Source organism: Niallia tiangongensis (assembly GCF_044704065.1).
GTDB lineage: Bacteria > Bacillota > Bacilli > Bacillales > Cytobacillaceae > Niallia > Niallia tiangongensis.
This window is the reverse complement of record NZ_CP162613.1, coordinates 2380404-2400259: the sequence shown is the minus strand read 5'-3', so window position 1 is coordinate 2400259 and position 19856 is coordinate 2380404. Positions and strand designations below refer to the sequence as shown.

Annotated in this window: 23 protein-coding genes and 1 pseudogene; 10 read left to right on the top strand and 14 right to left on the bottom strand. The window is 33.0% G+C overall.

Annotation, left to right across the window (positions count from 1 at the left end):
- Window positions 1-152: 152 nt before the first annotated feature.
- The 7 genes and pseudogenes from AB3U99_RS11385 to AB3U99_RS11355 form a co-directional block, all read right to left on the bottom strand.
- The gene (locus AB3U99_RS11385; protein WP_400247678.1) at window positions 153-449 is read right to left on the bottom strand and encodes a hypothetical protein; all 297 of its coding nucleotides are present in this window, start codon (window positions 447-449) and stop codon (window positions 153-155) included.
- Between the two features lie 147 nt (window positions 450-596).
- The gene (locus AB3U99_RS11380; RefSeq protein WP_400247676.1) at window positions 597-1319 is read right to left on the bottom strand and encodes a class I SAM-dependent methyltransferase; all 723 of its coding nucleotides are present in this window, start codon (window positions 1317-1319) and stop codon (window positions 597-599) included.
- Window positions 1320-1365: 46 nt separating this feature from the next.
- A pseudogene (locus tag AB3U99_RS11375) lies at window positions 1366-1734 on the bottom strand (GH25 family lysozyme); the annotation flags it as partial.
- A complete protein-coding gene (locus AB3U99_RS11370) occupies window positions 1709-2560 on the bottom strand; it encodes a hypothetical protein (protein WP_400247674.1) in 852 nt (283 codons plus the stop codon). The gene AB3U99_RS11370 and the pseudogene AB3U99_RS11375, both read right to left, overlap by 26 nt.
- Window positions 2553-3056 (bottom strand): hypothetical protein, encoded by a 504-nt coding sequence (locus AB3U99_RS11365; protein ID WP_400247673.1) that lies wholly within the window; start codon window positions 3054-3056, stop codon window positions 2553-2555. Before AB3U99_RS11365 ends, AB3U99_RS11370 begins: the two co-directional genes overlap by 8 nt.
- Window positions 3057-4169: 1113 nt before the next feature.
- The gene (locus AB3U99_RS11360) at window positions 4170-5360 is read right to left on the bottom strand and encodes a hypothetical protein (protein WP_400247671.1); all 1191 of its coding nucleotides are present in this window, start codon (window positions 5358-5360) and stop codon (window positions 4170-4172) included.
- On the bottom strand, window positions 5353-5898 hold the full coding sequence (locus AB3U99_RS11355) for a sigma-70 family RNA polymerase sigma factor (protein ID WP_400247670.1): 546 nt from the start codon (window positions 5896-5898) through the stop codon (window positions 5353-5355). The genes AB3U99_RS11360 and AB3U99_RS11355 overlap by 8 nt, the downstream gene beginning before the upstream one ends.
- Before the next feature lie 332 nt (window positions 5899-6230).
- Between AB3U99_RS11355 and AB3U99_RS11350 the strand changes: the two genes are divergently transcribed.
- Window positions 6231-6809 (top strand): hypothetical protein, encoded by a 579-nt coding sequence (locus AB3U99_RS11350; protein WP_400247668.1) that lies wholly within the window; start codon window positions 6231-6233, stop codon window positions 6807-6809.
- Window positions 6810-6851: 42 nt separating this feature from the next.
- Here the strand turns inward: AB3U99_RS11350 and AB3U99_RS11345 are convergent, their stop codons facing one another.
- Complete coding sequence (locus tag AB3U99_RS11345; protein WP_400247666.1) at window positions 6852-7085, bottom strand: hypothetical protein; 234 nt, start codon at window positions 7083-7085, stop codon at window positions 6852-6854.
- Between the two features lie 73 nt (window positions 7086-7158).
- Window positions 7159-7818: an HAD family hydrolase gene (locus AB3U99_RS11340; protein ID WP_400247664.1), complete on the bottom strand. Its 660-nt coding sequence runs from the start codon at window positions 7816-7818 to the stop codon at window positions 7159-7161.
- Window positions 7819-7951: 133 nt separating this feature from the next.
- Between AB3U99_RS11340 and AB3U99_RS11335 the strand changes: the two genes are divergently transcribed.
- On the top strand, window positions 7952-8263 hold the full coding sequence (locus AB3U99_RS11335; protein WP_400247663.1) for a hypothetical protein: 312 nt from the start codon (window positions 7952-7954) through the stop codon (window positions 8261-8263).
- Window positions 8264-8477: 214 nt separating this feature from the next.
- Here the strand turns inward: AB3U99_RS11335 and AB3U99_RS11330 are convergent, their stop codons facing one another.
- Both AB3U99_RS11330 and AB3U99_RS11325 read right to left on the bottom strand, forming a co-directional pair.
- Window positions 8478-9092, bottom strand: coding sequence for a LysE family translocator (locus AB3U99_RS11330; RefSeq protein ID WP_400247661.1), 615 nt, complete (start codon window positions 9090-9092; stop codon window positions 8478-8480).
- A complete protein-coding gene (locus AB3U99_RS11325) occupies window positions 9093-9572 on the bottom strand; it encodes an Lrp/AsnC family transcriptional regulator (RefSeq protein ID WP_400247659.1) in 480 nt (159 codons plus the stop codon).
- Window positions 9573-9974: 402 nt separating this feature from the next.
- On the opposite strand from AB3U99_RS11325, the gene arr reads away from it, so the two are divergent.
- The gene (gene arr / locus AB3U99_RS11320; RefSeq protein WP_400247657.1) at window positions 9975-10391 is read left to right on the top strand and encodes an NAD(+)--rifampin ADP-ribosyltransferase; all 417 of its coding nucleotides are present in this window, start codon (window positions 9975-9977) and stop codon (window positions 10389-10391) included.
- A gap of 465 nt (window positions 10392-10856) precedes the next feature.
- Here the strand turns inward: arr and AB3U99_RS11315 are convergent, their stop codons facing one another.
- Window positions 10857-11459 carry a hypothetical protein gene (locus AB3U99_RS11315; RefSeq protein WP_400247656.1) on the bottom strand — a complete coding sequence of 201 codons (603 nt, stop codon included), beginning with the start codon at window positions 11457-11459 and terminating at the stop codon, window positions 10857-10859.
- 1188 nt (window positions 11460-12647) lie between these two features.
- Between AB3U99_RS11315 and AB3U99_RS11310 the strand changes: the two genes are divergently transcribed.
- The 7 genes from AB3U99_RS11310 to AB3U99_RS11280 all read left to right on the top strand — a co-directional run bounded on the left by AB3U99_RS11310 (window position 12648) and on the right by AB3U99_RS11280 (window position 18386).
- Window positions 12648-13178, top strand: a complete 531-nt coding sequence (locus AB3U99_RS11310; protein WP_400242239.1) for a DUF6431 domain-containing protein — start codon at window positions 12648-12650, stop codon at window positions 13176-13178.
- A gap of 134 nt (window positions 13179-13312) precedes the next feature.
- Window positions 13313-14575 (top strand): DDE-type integrase/transposase/recombinase, encoded by a 1263-nt coding sequence (locus AB3U99_RS11305; RefSeq protein ID WP_400242241.1) that lies wholly within the window; start codon window positions 13313-13315, stop codon window positions 14573-14575.
- The gene (locus AB3U99_RS11300) at window positions 14568-15371 is read left to right on the top strand and encodes an ExeA family protein (RefSeq protein WP_400243044.1); all 804 of its coding nucleotides are present in this window, start codon (window positions 14568-14570) and stop codon (window positions 15369-15371) included. Before AB3U99_RS11305 ends, AB3U99_RS11300 begins: the two co-directional genes overlap by 8 nt.
- Window positions 15368-15625, top strand: a complete 258-nt coding sequence (locus AB3U99_RS11295) for a DUF5348 domain-containing protein (protein WP_400242245.1) — start codon at window positions 15368-15370, stop codon at window positions 15623-15625. Before AB3U99_RS11300 ends, AB3U99_RS11295 begins: the two co-directional genes overlap by 4 nt.
- 123 nt (window positions 15626-15748) lie before the next feature.
- Window positions 15749-17338: a polysaccharide biosynthesis C-terminal domain-containing protein gene (locus AB3U99_RS11290; RefSeq protein ID WP_400248039.1), complete on the top strand. Its 1590-nt coding sequence runs from the start codon at window positions 15749-15751 to the stop codon at window positions 17336-17338.
- 262 nt (window positions 17339-17600) lie between these two features.
- A complete protein-coding gene (locus AB3U99_RS11285; protein ID WP_400248037.1) occupies window positions 17601-17876 on the top strand; it encodes an ArsR/SmtB family transcription factor in 276 nt (91 codons plus the stop codon).
- A 126-nt stretch (window positions 17877-18002) separates the two neighbouring features.
- Entirely contained in the window at window positions 18003-18386 is a 384-nt protein-coding gene (locus AB3U99_RS11280; RefSeq protein ID WP_400247654.1) for a VOC family protein, read from the top strand.
- A gap of 86 nt (window positions 18387-18472) precedes the next feature.
- On the opposite strand, the gene AB3U99_RS11275 is transcribed toward AB3U99_RS11280, so the two are convergent.
- Window positions 18473-19471, bottom strand: a complete 999-nt coding sequence (locus tag AB3U99_RS11275; RefSeq protein WP_400247651.1) for an NADP-dependent oxidoreductase — start codon at window positions 19469-19471, stop codon at window positions 18473-18475.
- A gap of 33 nt (window positions 19472-19504) precedes the next feature.
- Entirely contained in the window at window positions 19505-19840 is a 336-nt protein-coding gene (locus AB3U99_RS11270) for an ArsR/SmtB family transcription factor (protein WP_341192988.1), read from the bottom strand.
- Window positions 19841-19856: the final 16 nt, after the last annotated feature.

Genomic DNA, 19856 nt, shown 5'->3' with positions numbered 1-19856 from the left:
ATTACTGTCACCCTTGATTTAATTATTCCATATTTCTGAATTTAAAAGCTGCAAAATATTTATTAATATAGTTTTGTCCACAACAATTTTGAACTAAATCATTCTTTTCTCCAAATAAAAATTGGAACAGAAATTGAGTTTTAATAGTCTATTTATTTTTCCGATATTCCATTTGCCAACAGCAAAAAATACACCCAAACAGATATCGGAATCATAACAGTTATATTCGATAAAATACTAAATAACTTTATACTTTTATTATTAGATTGTACTCCTATAAGGAGTGAAACTAGTAGGCCAATATCAATTAGTAAATACAAGCTTATTGGTATCCATAGATTCAAATTAGGACCTCTTACGAATAGAAAGACTGCTATTGCGGCTAAGAATAAGACTAAGGTTAGGCTAATGGATATAAACTCTTTCTTATTTTTTTGTTTTTGAGACAAGATATACCCTACTTTCATATTGGAATAAGACTTAATTCCAGTTTAAATCAACTAATAAATGGTAATGATTTTTTTACGATTTAACTACGTGATAAGTTTCATCAAAGCACTATTAATCTCTTATTCAGTTTAGGATTTAAATCAACTTTATACCTTCTTTAATAAATAGTGATGATAAAAAGAGATCTTTTTAAATTCCTCTGTATTAGAAACTCTCATTTCCATTTGAAACATCTTTTCTTGCCAAGTCGGATCATATTTCACTTCATTATTTTGTTGTAAGCCCCAAAAAGTTCTAACTCCAAATACATTCTCCTTCTTAATATGTAAGTCCTTGATCCATCCATTTATGTCCTTCCACTCATAATAATGTACTTGGCCAAAATTCAAAGCTTGAATGCTTGCACCATCGAGTAAAGATAGAGCTTCGTCTATATTATTTTCAAAGACTACCTTTTGCATGATTCTTCCAATATGATTATGTTTTACAATAGAGATAACTTCATTTGGTTTAAGAACCCTGTAGAATTCTTTCACTATTTCTTTACGTTCGAGTGTATACTCCAATACGTTATGGCAGATTATTAAATCAAAAGACCGATCCTTTTGTTGTTTTAATTGAGCAAGACTACCGATAATCTGTTGATACGTATTTTCCTGAACGCTCATTTCTACCATCTCGCTATTTGGTTCTATTGCAACTACATGATTGTTTTTCGCTAAATGATTGGCTGTTATGCCGAATCCACTGCCAAAATCAAGAATCTTCGCGTTATTAACAGAAGGTAACTGCTCCCAAACTATTTGATAAAATAAATTCCCCCACGGTTTCTCCATATTTTCAAAATATATTTTTAAGTCTTTACTCATCTCTTCTCTCCTTTAAGATTTTTTAGGTTAAGATCCCAGTATTAAATCAATTGCCATATTCAGCAAATTCCTTTTCATCACCATAGAAGACATTGACATCAATAAACTTCTCATCGCCACTATAGCCTTCTAATCTTTCTCGATCAGTGTATTGCCAAAATGTCCAGTTTCTATTATCTGACAAAGTTGGTTTTGTAAAAACATCTCGTATCCAAATATCACATTGTGCAAAGCTATTCTTCATATACAATTCATAGACTTCTTTTGTGGTATATAGTATGACACGCTTTCCGTAATGCTTCTCAAGCATTCCCACCATTGTTTGAAGCTCTTCCTGTACCTTACTCCGTTTCGGTGGATTTTTATCTTTATCTCCATAGAACTCCACATCAATTACTGGCGGCAATGCTTGTTTTGTGTTGACATACCACACTATAAGAATTATAGGCAAAGTAATTAACTAGATAATTTTTAATTATATAAACAGACATGGATTGAAGATCAGGGTAGTTTTTTATTTGACTATCTAAATTATTTATTTTTTTAATAAAATTTAAATAAATTTCGGGGTAGTTAAGATTGGATATAGTTCTATTCAGGAAGCAGTTATAGCAAGCTGTTTGCTTCGGTATAAATAAGGGACCTATTTCTAATATCTCTTTGTTTAAATTTACTCTTAGGTATTTTATTCTGTTTTCTTGCGCTATTTCATTAACAAACTTTAGTTGATTAAAGCTCTCATATTGGTTTAATACTATCAAGAGATCTATTTTTTCACTATTTAAACTAATTAATTCATCCACATCAATTATTTCAAATATGCTCTCTAATTGATTTTTTTGTTCTGAGACTAGACTATGTTGACCAATAACTCCAACTTTACTTTTTCTAATTCTATTAATGTCTTTTGTTATATCACTACCTTTTTTTGTAATTAACAATAGATTTTCCAGATTATCGCCTTTAGTTTCATTTTGTAAAAAATTACCATTTATAATGTTCTTTTCTTTTAAAAAATTAATAATTTGCTCAAGATATTCTAAAGAAAATCCCGTTTCTTTTCTAATATCTTCTACAGTATTTATACCATTACAAGTGTTTATTACTATAGAGATATCCCTAGCTGACTTACCTGATATACTAAATTCTCTATCTATGGTTGCAATATTAAGTTCTTCTTTACCTTTTAAGTAATCAATCAGCACATCGTTCCTAATTAATAGTTGTTTTTCATCAATCATTTTGTATCTCTCCTTTATTCATTAAAATATGAAGAACTTTAAGACCGTCACTTTCACTATTATCTGGGAACTTAAATGGAATTAACGAGAATAATGCTATTAAATATGAGAATACAATAACATTTCGATAATAATCAGCATATTGTTCATTACCAAATATCCATATGAGCGTTCCAGTAAGTAGATTAAATATAATTCCACCCAGATATATCATAATGTACTTATATTTCATTTGAATAATAGGTAGTTTCCATTCAATACTTCCCATTATAAGAGAATTTCTTTTAATGTAAAATTTCCCTATTTTTATCAGTATATCTCCTTTTCCAAATCCAATTCCTTTAACCTCTCCTCCATAGATTCTAACGAAAAAAGCATGACCAAGTTCATGAATAATAGTAACTAAAATATATGAAATGAAATATAAAATTAAATTCTGAATTGTTAACCAACTCCTAACATTTTTAATTTTATTAAATTTTCCGAAATATTTCAAGAAGAAATTCCAAATAAAGGAAATTTTTTTGTAAGAAAGGGAATTATGTCACTTAATGCTAAAAAGATTTCTCACTTACCCTTTAATGCCTTGCTGTTACAGCTAGTTAGACTGTATTTTAACTTCGAGTAGAAAATAAGCTTCTACACTTATCTGGAAAACTGAGAAAGGATATTATAATAGTAAAAACGCTATCTCCCTTAGACAAGTGGAATAATCAGAAACTAGCGTTGGGGTTCTTTCAAAAAAAGATAATAAAGTTCCTGACCATTCTAAAAGATTCCAAGTTCTTACAACATTACTACCATCTGTTCTCCTAATAGAAAAGTTAAAACTACTTTCCATATCTCCTCAAATTGGTTCTATAATAGGTATACTGATTAAATCTAGGTCTACTTCCCGTTTAATTTAATTATACTTCTATTCTTTTCCATTTTGCTTGTCTCTTAACAAAATATCTACCATTCCGTCTAACTGATTCTATAATTCTGGATGTTACTTTTACTAAATTTATAAGTTAATAATATAATGATAAAGTAATTATTTTTAAGTTCATCGGAGGTCGAGTGTATGAAAAATAAGAAATCAGATAATAGTTTTCTCTCCTTTTTCCTATTTGTTATCCTGTATTTTAGTATATTAGTATATTAGTTGCTTTATTCCCTTTAGTGATTGCAAAGATTAATCATACAAACTATATGTTTTTCCCTGAATTTACAGATACTCAGCGATACATATATTATTTTTTAATTATCTTAAGCTTTTGTTTATCTATCATTTCCCTTTCTATTTCTGTTCATATTCAACTCAAAAACTTATAAAACAATAGCCATCATTTCTTTAATATTGTCTATTTTTTATTATCCTTTACAATTCATTTTATTCTTTTTAGCAGTCCTATTATCGAATAATGGTTTCTAAAATGCCCATATTAATTTTTCAAAGTTTCATCTCGAATGATACTTCTTCATCCGATTCAGTATCCTTATAAGTATACGGAACATTATATTGCCATCTCCACTTTAGCTATCTAATCTTTCTTGAGCGGTGTATAGTCAAAAATGCCAGTTTCAAAAATGTAGGATTAAATCGCCCTTTTGCTTTAATGCTATCCTAATCAACAAGACCATCGCCTATATAAGCAAATGTATTTATATCTGCATAAACAATCATATTGTTTGGAATGGATTTACTTTTCGTTGGAAAATCAAGTAAATATACTTCTTTTCCTTCATAAGATTTATCATCAATTTGAGACATCATATTCTCAGTAAGAGTAATTTTCGAAATTTTTCCATCTTCCCAAGTACCATTGATCCATAATTTTTGTTCTACTGACAATTGCTTCCAAACCATTTCTCGGGCATCTCCCTTTTTTTTAACCTTCTCATCCTGTAACAAAATATCTACCATTCCGTCTAACTGATTCAACCATTCTGTTCTCTTCTCTTTTTCCTTTTCATTCTCAATTTGTTCAGCCACTTCAGCTATTTCTTTTAACTGTTCTTTTATTACCGATTCTCCTTCTAATGCAGCATAATGTTTAGCATAAGCCTTTGTTGCATAACCTATATGTTTTTCGTATGCTCCCAGGTCACTATAGGGTTCATAGGTCTCAGCATGCATACTATCTTTTGTGCTAACTAACCAACTTTTCATATCCGAAAATTCCAGTTTTTCAATAATGTCATTTCTTTCATCCACAATTCCATAGTCTTCAGCTATCATTATCAATTGATTGACTGCTCGCTCTAAATTTAAAGTGTCTTCTTCTATTTCATTTTGAGCTGCTTGTTGTAAATTTTTCGATAGTTTGCCTATTTCCTCTAATTTATCTACAATTGTTTTTTCTTGTTGAATAGCAGCGAATTGTGTGGAATTGCTCTCAGCATATTCTCCCACCTCTTGTGCATATGCTTTTCCATTTTGATACCACATATCTGGATTTCTCAGCTTCAAATTTAATTCATATAAAAAACTCGCTAAATTAGGAACCTGTTGGTTTTCTTGTTTGCTAATACTAGTAGTTTCATCTTTTTTTTGTACTTTATCGTTGTCTTGCGCTATTTGATTCCGCTGATTATCAAAGTTTCCTGATTGCTTGAATACGTATCCACCGAGAAAAACAATAAAACAAGCAATCGCAACAAAAGATAGTGCCGGTGCAAAGAAAAAACGATTTTTCGTTTTTTTATCCTGAATCACAGCTCTATAGAGTTTTTCTTTGTCAGCAACACTCATTTTCCCATGCTTTAAAACAGTCTTATTCATACTTTCTCTTAAAGATTTCAGATCATCACTCATTCCCACCGCTCCTTTCCAATTTCTTTTGAAGCATTTTCTTTCCTCGTCTCAATCTAGTTTTAATAGTATCAACATTCAAATGGGTTAATGCTTCTATTTCTTTCATTTTTAATTGTTCATAATAGAATAAAATAATAATTTCGCGATATTTAGTTGGGAGCGCTAATACCTTTTGAGATAATTCCAGGTCGTCTAGTTTGTTTATCACATGGTCCTCTATAGAAAATTCGTTGTTCCCTAGCCTTTCTTGCATAAAGTCAGTAGGATAAAATGAGCGATACCATTTACTTTTCAAATAATCCTTGCATTTATTTCTCGTAATCTTATAAAGCCATGTCTTATAGGAGCTATCTCCTCTAAAATCCTCCATTTTCTCATAGCATTTAATGAATACTTCTTGGGTGATATCTTCTGCAGCTGACCAGTTTATTACATATGTATAAGCTAACCTTTTAATACTCTCCGCATATAACTCAATAAGTTCTTTTAATAGGTCCTCATTACTTGGCGGACTTACTTCCATTTTCCCTAATGACATGGCAACTTTAATCCTCTCCTTCATGTTGATTTGCCTATAGACGACTCATCTTAATAAAATGTTTCGATTTTTTTAAAATTCTATAATAGGAATTTTTTACAATGCTAAAATCTAGCCATTGCAGATTAACCATTAGTGGGTATCCGCCAACATTAATTTTCCGATTGTCTAATTGAAAGCTATTTATAAACATTCCTCTACATGCTAAAATATTCTTCAGAATTTTATTTCCTATTTATTATGTGCGCATTCCTTTTTTGGATAGTTGATTCCGTTTTACTTCAAAAAAGATGAATATACAAAAATACGTTTGTGGAATTAGGGGGAACACGATGGAGAACTCATTTCAATTAATAGCTGAAGCATCTTATTCATTAAACTTTTTGGTTTATGTTCAAAATATCTTTCTTAACCAGAATGAAAATAAGGATGATTGGAAATTTCCCTATCTTCCAATAACTTGCCAGTTTCGAAATGATTTTTTATTACGATATCGAGACTTATGGACTACAGTAACAAAAAGTATTTCCGAAAGTAGAGAAATTGACCAGGATATTTTCTATAATGAAAAACACTTCTTTTATCAAGAGTTGTTCGTTGTAAATGACGATAATTTAACGGCATTTGATCAAATATATGCTTCCTTTTTCACCTGGTGGACAAGTCTTGCGGGAGGATTTTCCATTGAAAGGGCTATGGACGGCCGAATAGAAAACATCTATCACGATGTAGCAAATATACTATTGGAAGAAAAAATCATCCCAAAAAAGCCGTTGAATATTACCTTTATTTATGATGATTCTATAGTCGAAGATTTACCCCCTTTTTCCTATTTTGCTGTTTTATCTATAAAAGAGTGTATGATCAATTATAAAAATGTAGTTACTGGATTAAGGATGTGTGTTGATTAATTTCATGGGAAAGCATTCCTTAAGTTTGCTTTCTTTTTATCTCTAAATCCCAAAAATCCGCGGCACATGAACTCCCCAGTCAAATAAGATCCCCATTACTGTAAAAACAAAAAATATAACAATGCAAAGGTTTACAAATGCTTTACCAATTCGGTTATCATTTTTATCTTCTCTGTTCTGTTGCACTCTTTCTCTATAGAGTTCTTGAACCATTTTTTGCTTTTGTAATTTCTCTTCTTTGTTTTGATTCATCCCTTTATTCCACTCCTTTTTCAAATCCTTCCTTCAAAAAATCTTTCCATCTATACGAATTTTCTCGTCATTAAATAGAATTCCATTTGTCTTGCCACTATTTTCTTCTTAATTTGAAAGGCAATTCACCTAAATCGTCCACAATATAATCTGCCTCGACATTATTCCATTGAACATCTTTCTTCCAAATGCCTTTCATCCCCACTTTTTTAGCAGCCAGTACATCATTCTCTGGATGATCTCCTACAAATATAGCTTCATTTGGCGGAACATTCAGTATTTCTAATGCCTTGTTAAATATCGTTGGATCCGGCTTTTTTATTCCCTCCCATTCAGATACTAAAATGACATCAAAATATTTTTCTATGCCCAAAGACTTGATATTGTCCATTTGAAACTGCCCATATCCATTTGTAATCATTCCTAATGATAAATTATTACTCTTTAATTCTTCCAACATCTTAATAAGGTTAGGAAATGGAACACAACTATCTTTAAATTGACTAATATAATCTTGTAAAAGCTCTTCCCACGTTATTTGCTTTATATCAAATTCATCTACTAATTGTTGGTACACTTTATCTTTCCAAACATAACCGCGCTTATCCAATTCTATAAATCTTGTCATATATGTGTCTTTTGGAATATGGTCAAGCTTTTTATTTAGCCTTTCGTGTTGCCTGTCAACAAACACTTTTACCGATGCATCTCTGTTTAATAGCGTTCCATCTAAATCAAATATAATCGCTTTAATCATGGTTTGTTTTCAATCCCCCTAACTAGATAGATTTTTTAAATTTTAGCTTACTCTGCATTCAAATTATACCAAATTTTTCTATATTATTTCGATTAATTTGTAAAAATAGATATTAGAATTGGAGGGCGATAATATGCTTAAAAGGAAAATGGTTGCAGCTATCCTTACTTTTGTCTTATCTGTTTTGGTATTTACTTTATTTCTTCCACTAGACTCATTTTTTTCCGACGCAGTAAATAGAAAAGGGGATTTTTCAGAGGATCTTTTAGCTTATTCTTTTTATTTTAGCTTAGGATTATTTCTATATGGCTTTCCAATTTCCATCCTTATAGAAAAAATAACGAGGAAACTACCTGAAGGAAGACGGTCATTTGCCTTTTTTTATATGTTTTCTTTGGATTTCTTCCTTTCTTTTTCCTGTGGATTTTCACTATTTACTCCTTAAGCATTTCTATTATGTTCTTTATTATTGATGAAATAATAATGCTGTTAAGAAAAGGTAAAAATGAAAAAATAGCGGAAGTTCGCTGACTTTTCCTTGCCGTTAAAAATATAAGGTTGTTGTGCAAAGGCACCCGTTCGTACAATCTTTCTTGTGAATAAGGAAAAAAACGTGTTTCACTTAATAGAAGCACATCTCATTGAACAGTACTTACTCGTTAACCAATTCCAGCAATCAAACCATATAACCCAAACAATAATAATATTAATCCCGAAATACGATTAACAAAAATTAATGAAAAAATTTTCATTCGGTTTGCAACTATTCCTGCTATGCTACTTAGCAATAGCCACCATAACGCTGAACCTAAAAATACTCCTAACACTAAAATAAAGCCGAGTGCTATTGTATTATTATTTGTCATTCCAAGACCTGAAAAAATGGCAATGAATGACAAAATTGTTACTGGGTTAGTTATTGTTAATAAAAAGGTAGATATGTAAGCTGTGAAAGGTTTATTACCCTTTGCTTCAGCTGATTCATTAGAAGGTCTTGAAAAGAATATTTTTATGCCTAAGTAACATAAGAAACTACTACCAATAAAATGAAGCCACAGCTGCTGTCCAATTAAAAAATTTGTAATAAGTGTCAAACCGAGACCAGCAATTAGCCCATATAAACCATCTGCTGTTGCAGCTCCTAAACCAGAGACAAATCCAACGAACCTACCATGCTCAATTGTTCGACGAATACATAAAATTCCAATTGGTCCAACTGGAGCAGCAATACTGAACCCAATAATAAGTCCCTTTATTAACATTTCCCCGAACATTTAATTTTCACCTGTTTTATTAAATTTATCTTTTTGCAGTGGGATTTGAAAAGTTTCTTTCGTTGTATCCATTACAATCGTAGTTCTTGTTCTCAGTACGCCAGCAAGACTTTTAATTTCATAACTTATTACTCTATCTAAATCCTTTGTATTTCGGCAACGAATTTTCAATAAATAATCGTCTTCCCCTGCAATATGATGACATTCTTGCACTTCTTCTAAATCTGTGACAAGTTGTAGAAAATCTTTCCTGTATCTTGGTCTTTCTAATGAAACTGTTACAAATGCAGTGCACTCTGTTCCTACGCTTTCACCATTTACCATTGCCCCAAGCTCTTTAATTACATTATTGTTAAACAAACGATTAACACGATCTGCGATTGCTGGAGCAGATAATCCAATTTGAGAAGCTAATTCAGCCCAAGTAACCCTTCCGTTAGTCATTATCGCCTTGATTATTTTATAATCGAAAGAATCCAACCTAATCTTCCTTTCTTTATTAAGTTTTTATCATTATATTATTCACAAAGGAAAATTTCAAACTTTTTTTAAAAATTAAATAACAGATATTTTTGTTAAATAAATAACGCCCTAATTAATATTAATTAGAACGCCACTCGTAATTATTTATTCAATTAGCCTTCCCCTCTATCACAAAAAAAGCTTCCCTTTATTTTAGGAAAGCACGTCTTAATTTATATATAATTTTTCACAAAAAGGTGATTGCTAATTAAACGTAAAAAAAGGTGATTTTCGTTCGTTATCATTTCTCTCTAGTTATATTATACCATTACACATAGGTTATTTATAGACTACTCTTTTTCTAATTCCATACTATACTGTTTGTTATAGCCAAATTTAAAATATAAGGAGTGTATCCGTATGAATAACAAAACAAATGTCCTAGATAACGGTCCTTTTTTTCATGGTACAAAAGCAGAACTGAAAATTGGGGATTTATTAGAACCACAACACTTATCCAATTACCAAGATAAAAAATCGAACTATATATATTTTACTGCAACATTAAATGCTGCGAAATGGGGTGCTGAATTAGCAAGGTCTCATTCAAAAGAACGAATATATATTGTTGAACCATTAGGAGATTTTGAAAATGATCCGAACGTGACGGACAAGAGATTTCCAGGAAACCCAACACGTTCTTATCGATCTAAATCTCCTTTGAAAATAATAGCTGAATTAGGCTCATGGGAAAGACATTCTGACGAAGAAATTAATCATATGCTTACATCTTTAAAAGAGTTAAGTGAACAAGGTAAAAATGTAATTTACGATTAATCCAAAATTTCTAGAAGTTCATGATGTAAGAACGAGAATCAATTCACTTTTGCACATTGTCTGAACCGTCAAGCTTTCATAATCTGGATAAATTAATTGGAAATCTTTCCTCTCATTATTTGAGGGGAAACTTCCAAAAATATGGTCCATTTATATAAAAATCGAATATGAAAATCTTCTTTTTTAGCGGCAAATAATTTCATTTATTGATATTCTGAAAGAACTTTGTAAGGATCTAATTTTCCAATAAAAAACAGAATCATTCGTAGGTCTCAAGGTCATAAAGTCTAGAGATATAATTGATATAACATGCTCTAAATCAGTAACTTCACAATAAATTCGCCTGCGCACTTTTCTATGACAACACAATAAAAAGAGATATCACTTGAATTAAGCATTCCTTCTATTAAAGAGTACTCGCCTTTTCATCTCAAAAATGAATATCCTACCATTAGCTGCTAGATACTATTTGTCCAAAGTAAAAACAAATTCAAGACCAGTTGGCTTTCTATTGAAAGGCTCATTATATTCCTTAAACTTTAATTTAATGCTTGCCGTATCTTCAGGTAAGGGAGGCGTCACAATGTAATTGAATGATATATGTCCACCAGAACCTCCACCTTGATTGTTTCGACAGTCATATTCCATTCTGCTTTCCTCGATTGAAAGTTCTATAAATGTAAATTGCTGCATATCACTAGGCTTCTCTTCTGAGATGTCCTTATCAATATTCAGGTGAACTAAACTGGCATTCTCATATTGACGAATGAATGTAACTGAATAGAATACATTATTATCTTCAAATGACTTTAAAACTGGTATATTTTTAAGGAATCCTTTTGGTTCTTCTATTGGTTTATACCTATCCTCCCTTGGTAAATGGCTAAAAACATCATTTAAAAAGTCTTCATTCAAATTATATTTTTTAGACCATGTAGCAATATGCTGCGAAGTTGGGTCACCAGGATCACTTGAGATTAATTTTCTTTGACTTATTAATTCACATATTTTTTCATCAATTGACTCAACTCGTTTATCATAATCGTTAATATTTGATTCATGTGTCATTTTTCATCCTCCAATTCTAAAGTATTTTATCACCAATATAATATATATAGGAATTTCTAGTTATTCCTTCTCCCACTAACTTCCCCCGTAAAACTGGCCACAATATTTTACTTTAGACCGCTCTACATTCTATTGTCTTCACCTGTCATAGATACAAAATTAAGGATGAGTATATAAAATGGATACGCTATCAAAACTACTAGCGCCAAAAGACCAGTAACAGGATTCGGGGAGTCTCCTCCATCAGTCATTGGAAATAGTGATGCGAATACATAAATAAACAGTACAAAATACGGGACCCAAAGAATAACTGTCCAAAATTTTGCCTTTCGTCCATCCAACCACTTTTTTGTTAAGAAATGGAGTATTATTGTAACACCAATAATTACAATAATAAGCGTTACACAGGTCACAATAATTACCGTGCTAATATTCCAATTTGTTATTCTGGTAATCCTATATACATTGAATATAAGTTCAAGAGGAACAAACACCATAAGTGCGTATATTGTACTAACAACATTTAACTTAAAAAAATATTTCATTTAATTCCCCCCTATCACCACTATCTAGCTTCAACTCTACTGCTCCATTACTTCCTATATCTAACACTTTCATTTCTATACTCAAATCAATAATTCCTCTATTATAATCAAAAAGGATGAAATGATTTAGGCTTTAGCCGAGAACCCTCGTGACTTCAGTCATGGGTTGTTGACTTATTAACAAAAGCCTAGAAACTTTTTAACTCATAGAATAAGCTATCATCTTTTCTAGTCCTGTAACAATTCCCACGATTTCTTATGATGTGAACAAAAATTAACCACCTATCATAATAGATTTACAGATGTCTAGTTCCTTTTTACCAACACCTGGATTATAATGCTAGTTATAGCAATAAGAGTTTGTTATATTCATTTTACTATTTTTCTATAATTTTATATAACAATTACTTGTGTGTAACAGTGAAAAGAATAGCATATGTTCGTGATCATTAATTGAGGTGTTTCTGTGGAAAACAAATTTATTAGAGGAACTTTCTTTTTAACAGCTGCAAGTCTTATTGTAAACAGTCACTTTATATCCTCTCAAATACCGTTGGAATTTTCAAATTCCTCCGGAATTGTTTATATACTTCTCTAGAATAATGTGCTAAATTTTTTGCATATTAGAAGGGGGAGTTTTTTTATGATCAAATTTCATGATTTTGGTATCAGCTTAGTGGAGTATGAAAAAAGAGGAAAAAAGAATGAATTTCCTTTGTTTGATGTATGTCCAAACTGCAAATGTCATGCCCATGGGAATCTTCATCGTAACGGCTATTACTGGCGATATGGAATAACTGATGAGACAACCGTACGTATCCCAATTTGTCGCCTAAGATGTTTACAGTGTGGAGTGAATATCTCTATCCTTCCAGACTTTCTTATCCCTTATTTTCAACATACTATTCATACAATTATAGAAAGAGTGATGAAAATTCTTCAAAGGAAAAAAGCGAAAGGCAGCCGACAATTATTGAGGTTCCATCTTAATCGTTACTTAAAATGTATTAATTGGATTCACAGCTTCTTTATCAGCTTGGGGAAGAAAAGTGGCATGTCAGAGGATATAAATAGAGAAGCCACAAAATATATGAAAATGATCCTTGATTTTGGCGAATCACCCTTCTTACGAAGGTCACGGGGTCACTTATCAAAATACTTTATGGCAAATTAATTCTATCATATTTGGGTGAATTTAAAAATGTTCTTTGTCCCACATACCTTTTTCATAGTCAGAAAATATCGAAAAAAGTAGAATAATAACCATGGATGACCGGTCATCCTTCTATGAAAAAGGAGGAAGATTCCATGAATGAAAAAGAGCGTGAAAAAGTGGCCTTATTTCGGTATGGCTTAATAGCCCCCCTCTTGAATGGACAAGTTGACCCGAAAGAATATTTAAAAGGATTAGAGGGTAAGGTTCATTCTGTCCCTCATTATGGAGAAAGGAAAATTGCAGAGAAAACAATGAAAGAGTGGCTGCTTCATTATCGAAGAAATGGGTTTGAGGCACTAAAGCCGAAAAAGCGCATGGATAGAGGGAATTCTCGACGGCTGTCCCCTGATGACCAAGATCTTGTTCTTGAAATACGAAAAAAATCTCCCCATATGCCGGTTAGTGTTTTCTACGAACAACTAATCGAGCGTGGAGAGATACAAAAAAATCAAATATCTTACTCTACTATAATTCGATTATTAAAAAAACACAACCTTGTAGGAAAGCAAATTTTAGCGACTCCAGAAAGAAAACGTTTCGCTCACGACAAGGTGAACGTATTGTGGCAGGCCGATTTATCTCATGGGCCATTTGTGCCCATCAATGGAAAAAAGACAAAGACCTTTTTAATTGCCTACATTGACGATTGTTCTCGCCTTGTGCCGTACGCGCAATTCTTTTCGTCAGAGAAGTTTGATGGATTAAGAGAAGTCACGAAAGAAGCTTTAATTCGAAGGGGAAAGCCGACCATCATTTATGCGGATAATGGCAAGATTTATAGATCTGAAACGCTTCAATATGCTTGTGCTCAGCTTGGGATTACCTTAGCTCATACGCAGCCGTATGATCCCCGTGCGAAAGGGAAAATAGAAAGGCTATTTAAAACGATTCAAACACGGTTTTATCCATTATTACAAGCGGAGCCAGCCAAGTCATTAGAAGAGCTGAATGAGAGGTTTTGGCGATGGCTTGAGGAAAATTATCATCGAAGAGTTCATGCCTCTTTAGAGGGTAAAACGCCTCATGAGGTGTTCCACTCTCAACTAAAGGATATAACATTTTTGGAGGATTTGTCTATTCTTGAAACAATCTTTTTGAAAAGAGAGCAACGGAAGGTAAAGGCTGATAGTACGATAACCTTAAATAAGCAACTCTACGAGGTACCTTCACGTTTTATCGGTTATTCCATCGATGTGAGGCTAGACGAAAAAGGTGTCTATATCTTTGAGAATGATAAGAAAGTGGCTGAAGCAGTTCCGGTATCCATGAAGGATAATGCGCATGTAAAACGGGCTCGCTCTCCATTTTCATTATCTCAAACAGCTGAATTGAAAGGGGAACAAGATCATGTATAAATCTTTTTACTCTTTAGCTCAAGCACCATTTTCGAAGGATATACGGCCAGCGGATGCGTTTCCCTCCACTGATTATCAAGGGGCTTTAAATGCATTAAATTATTTACAAAAATCAAAGGGAATGGGTCTCCTTATTGGGGATCCAGGCGCAGGCAAAACCTTTACCTTGCGGTCCTTCAAGGAGTCATTAAACCCTTCTTTATATCATCTAATCTATTTTCCCCTTTCAACTGGTGGTGTCATGGATTTTTACCGGGGGTTAGTATACGGCTTAGGGGAGGAACCGAAGTTCCGTAAAGTTGATCTTTTTAGGCAAATTCAACATGGAATCGAGCGAATGGCTGGGGAACGGAAGATCACACCCGTTTTCATTTTAGATGAAATGCATATGGCCAAAGATGCCTTTTTGCAGGATATCGCACTATTATTTAACTTTCAAATGGACTCAACTAATCCGTTTATCCTGGTTTTAGCTGGCCTACCGCACTTAAAGACTCGCTTAGCGTTAAATCATCATCGGCCACTATCACAGAGAATGATTATGAAATATGAGATTCAACCATTATCGAAAGAGGAAGTATCCAATTATATACATCATCATATGAAGCTAGCAGGATCGAAAATGCCTATCTTTACAGAAACCGCTATAGAAGCTATTGCTTTACGTTCTCAGGGTTGGCCGCGTGTTATTAATACATTAACGATTAATAGTTTATTATTTGGATCTCAGCTTAATAAGGAACAGATTGATGAGGAAATTGTTAGGTTAGCTATAGAGGATAATGGCTTGTCATGAAGCGTGGGATATTAGTATTTGACCATTATCAGCAAGAATGGAGAGCGTGGTTAGGACAACAGTCCTTTTGGGTAGAGCAAGGCCAGTCATTTGAACTGAGAATCCAAACCAGATATTTAAAGGCAACCTTGGAAAAGGACTTTGATTGGTTCATAACTCTTGAAAGTGAAGTAAGGTTCGTTCTCCACACTCACGAGGTGTATAAAATCCGGATAAAAAGACAGGATTATATGCCAGTTCATGCCCCTTTTTAGGGGTTTTCTTTTACCAAATTTAAGCTGAAATTAGTTGAAAAAGATTTTGCACATTCCGAAATATAGTGAAAAAAATAGCACATTATTTCAGATTTTCTCCCGGATTAAAGTGGAAAAGAGTATCTGGAATATTATGCTCGTTTACATCTTATCTCCAAGGTTTTGGGATTCATTTATATTATTCCCTTTATGGCTCTTGTTGGTGAACAAGGATATGCATTATATAGATATGCCTATGGTCCGTATACAATCCTGTTAAGCTTATCAACAGTAGGCCTTCCCCTTGCCGTTTCTAAATTCGTTTCAAAATATAATGAGTTAGGCAACTATAAAATCGGATTAACTCTCTTAAAATACGGAATGTATTTAATGGTTCTAACTGGTTTTATCTCCTTTATCGCATTATATTTTTCAGCTCCTATTTTAGCAGAAATAGTGGTAAGAAATGATGATTCAGGAGGAAATTCCGTTGAAGATACCGAGTATGTCATTAGGCTCGTTAGCTTTGCTTTGTTAATTATCCCTTCCATGAGTATTTTCAGGGGATATTTTCAAGGAAGCAAATCGATGGGACCTTCCGCTTTAAGTACCGTAATCGAACAGGTAGTCAGAATTGTTGTAATCTTAGTTGGCGCATATACCGTAATTCATATTTTTAACAGTTCTACTAGAAATGCTGTAGGAATTGCAACCATTGCTGCGTTTATCGGTGGTATAGCAGGATTTATCGTGTTATTAATTGTTTTCTTAAAGCGGAGAGAATTAATAAAAAAAGAAATAGATAGTAGCCCAAATAACAAGGAAATTAATATTAATTCTATGTTCAAGGAATTGATTGGATATGCAATTCCCTTCGTCATTACCGGTCTTGCGATTCCAATATATCAGAACATTGATATTTATACGATTAACACTTTATTTCATTCTATAGGCTACAATAATAAAGATGCAGAGCTAATTAATGCCGTAATCGGGTTAGCTCAAGTGCTTGTTTTGGTGCCTGTGTCGTTAGCCACAGCGTTTAGTATGTCTTTAATTCCTGGGATTACCTCTGCTTTTATTGGCGGGAAAATGGAAGAAGTTCAACATAAAATATCGCAAACCATTCAAGCGATCATGTTCTTTACTCTTCCAGCTGCAATGGGTTTATGCATTCTTGGAAAACCAGTTTATACAATGGTTTTTGGATTAAATAAAAATCCTGAACTAGGAGGAGTTATTTTACAATGGTATTCCCTTGCTGCCATATTCTTTGCCTTATTTACCGTAACAGCAGCCATTTTACAAGGTATTAATGAACAAAAGAAATTAATTATAGGAATCTTAATAGGGATCATTGTAAAAATAGCCTTAAACTTAGTACTAGTCCCATATATAAAGGAACTCGGCCCTATTCTAGCTACCTATTTTGGGTTTTTCATTTCTATTCTTTCTAACATTTACGTTATTAAAAAGGCACTACAGTATAAGTTCTTGCCATTATTTAAGCAATTACAGGAAGTTTTCTTGTTAGTATTCATCATGTCTCTTTCTGTTTGGGGTGTAAAATGGTTAACAGAGTTATGGTTAACAGAAAATTTAGGGATATATTCCCACGCTTTAATTACTTCTATCATCTCTATTTTAACAGGGGTTTTAGTTTATTTAGGAATCGGTTTAAGACTTCATTTCGTAAAAAATATGCTAGGAAGATATAAAAATTCCGCTAGTTAGTAAATTTCCTTTTTAAGGTAGGATTATCTAATAAATAATCCTACCTTATTTGAGGTATTTTCCTATTCAGTCTAAGTTCATTCATCCATGTAATAAATTGTTAAGCTATGTTCAAAATTCTAAAAATTTAACATTGTTTTAACAAAAAAAGCGATTATTAATATATCATTGATGTTTGGCTAAGTAAAATATACAGTATAATAATGCAACCTTTTAGTTACCTTTATTGACAAGCAACCAAATAGTTGCTTATAATCAATATATGTGGGACCAAGACGCTATATTTAAAGCACTTGCCGATTCAAATCGGAGACTGATACTAGATGAACTATCCGAACGGAATGAGATGACATTATATGAACTCACGGCTCGTCTCATTATGAAGCATAATCTTACCATTTCACGACAAGGAATAGCGAAACATCTTTCCTTATTAGAAGATGCAGGACTTGTACAATCAAAACGAAAGGGAAAATATCGAGTACTCCTTTTTAACAATGAACCACTTAAAGATTTGTTGAAAGGATGGTTAGAGTAATTTTAGAAACTATCTCGGTGACAAAAGGTTAAGAATAAGAATTTTGGAAACTGTATAAGTTATTTGCTTACAGCTTGATTATTATCACAGTACAAATCTACTCAAATATCAAAGGAGCCAAAAAGGATGAAAATCATTGTTACCAGTTTATTCGTAGTAGATCAAGACAAAGCACTAAAGTTTTATTCTGAAACACTAGGTTTTGTAAAGAAGCACGACGTACCTAGTGGAAAATTCCGATGGATTACCGTTGTTTCTTCCGAAGATCAAGGTGGTACCGAGCTTGTTCTCGAACCGAATGAGAACCCAATCGCCAACGATTACCAAAAGAAATTATTTGAACAGGGTATCCCAGCTACTATGTTTGGGGTTGCTGATGTTCAGGAAGAATACAAACGATTATCGGATAAGGGCGTTCATTTTACAATGGAGCCGACAAAAATGGGTGATATCACAATCGCTGTATTTGATGATACTTGTGGTAACCTTATTCAGATCATACAGCAGTAACGTTTATATTAGTAAAGGACCTCCTAATAGAGGTCCTTTACTTCATCATTTTCTACTATCACAAGAACATCATTCCTATGCGACTACTATCTAATTTTCACTATTATTTTCCCTTTCGCTCTTCCTGTCTCTGCGTATTCCATCGCTTCTTGAGCATTTTCAAAAGGATAAACTCTATCAATGATAGGTTTGATCTTACCAGCCTCGATATAGTTTGCGATGGTACGTAATTGCTCACCACTTGGCTTCATAAACAAAAACGAATATTGGACATGATGCTTTTTTTCAAGGGCAGTAAGTTTATGACTTACTGCTGAAAACAACATTGTTTTAAAAAATCCTGAACCATATTCTCTCCCAAAGCGCGCATTCGGTAATCCCGAAACGGAAACAATTTTCCCTCCGCTTTTTAACACCCCGAATGATTTTTCCAATGTCTCGCCCCCAAGTGTATCAAATACGGCATCATAGTTTTTCAGTTTCTCTTCAAATTTTTCTGTCTTGTAATTTATAATCTCATCTGCGCCAAGAGATTTCACTAAATTCGCACCAGCTTCACTTGCGGTCGTTGCAACAAAAGCTCCCATTATTTTTGCCAGTTGAATAGCAAAAGTACCTACACCCCCAGCACCTGCTTGAATTAATATTTTTTGTCCTTTTTGTAATTGCATAATGTCTGCAAGTGCTTGGTAGGTGGTTAGTCCAACAAGCGGGATTGATGCTGCTTCTTCAAAGCTCAAATTTTTAGGTTTTAACGCGATATCCTCTTCATGAATGGCGATATATTCAGCAAAAGTACCGATTTTACTTTTTCGTGGACGTGCATATATTTCATCACCAACTTTAAAGCGAGTCACTTTTGCGCCGACCTTTGCAACTACTCCAGAAAAATCATTTCCTAAGATAAGCGGCATTTTATATTTCACTAATAATTTCACTTTCCCATCACGAATCTTAAAATCAACAGGATTTATACTAGCTGCATGAATCTCTGCTAGCACCTCATATTCCCCAATTTCAGGTGTCGGCATTTCTGCCAGACGCATTGGAACTTTTCCGTATCTATCAATAACCATTGCTCTCATTTTCTATACCTCCAAATAATCTCTATATTAAATTCAATAAAAGTTCTCCATGAATGTATCTATATCCGACACAAGCGTTCGTAATAAACCTAATTCTGAACGTACATTGATATAATAAAAGTTTTTTGTCCCTTCTTTACGCATTAAAATAACACCAGCATCTCGTAAAACCTTAAGATGATGGGATACAGCAGGGCGAGAAAGATGTGTTTGCTCCGTGATTTCTCCGACGCGTAATCCTGTTTGACAATCAGTCCCCATTAACACTAACAAGATCGATTGCCTTGTTTCATCTCCAATTGCCAATAGTACCTTTTGACAATTTATAAAATCCTCTTTGATTATATTTAGTTGGCCCTGTTTATTCATTTAGTAAAATACCTCC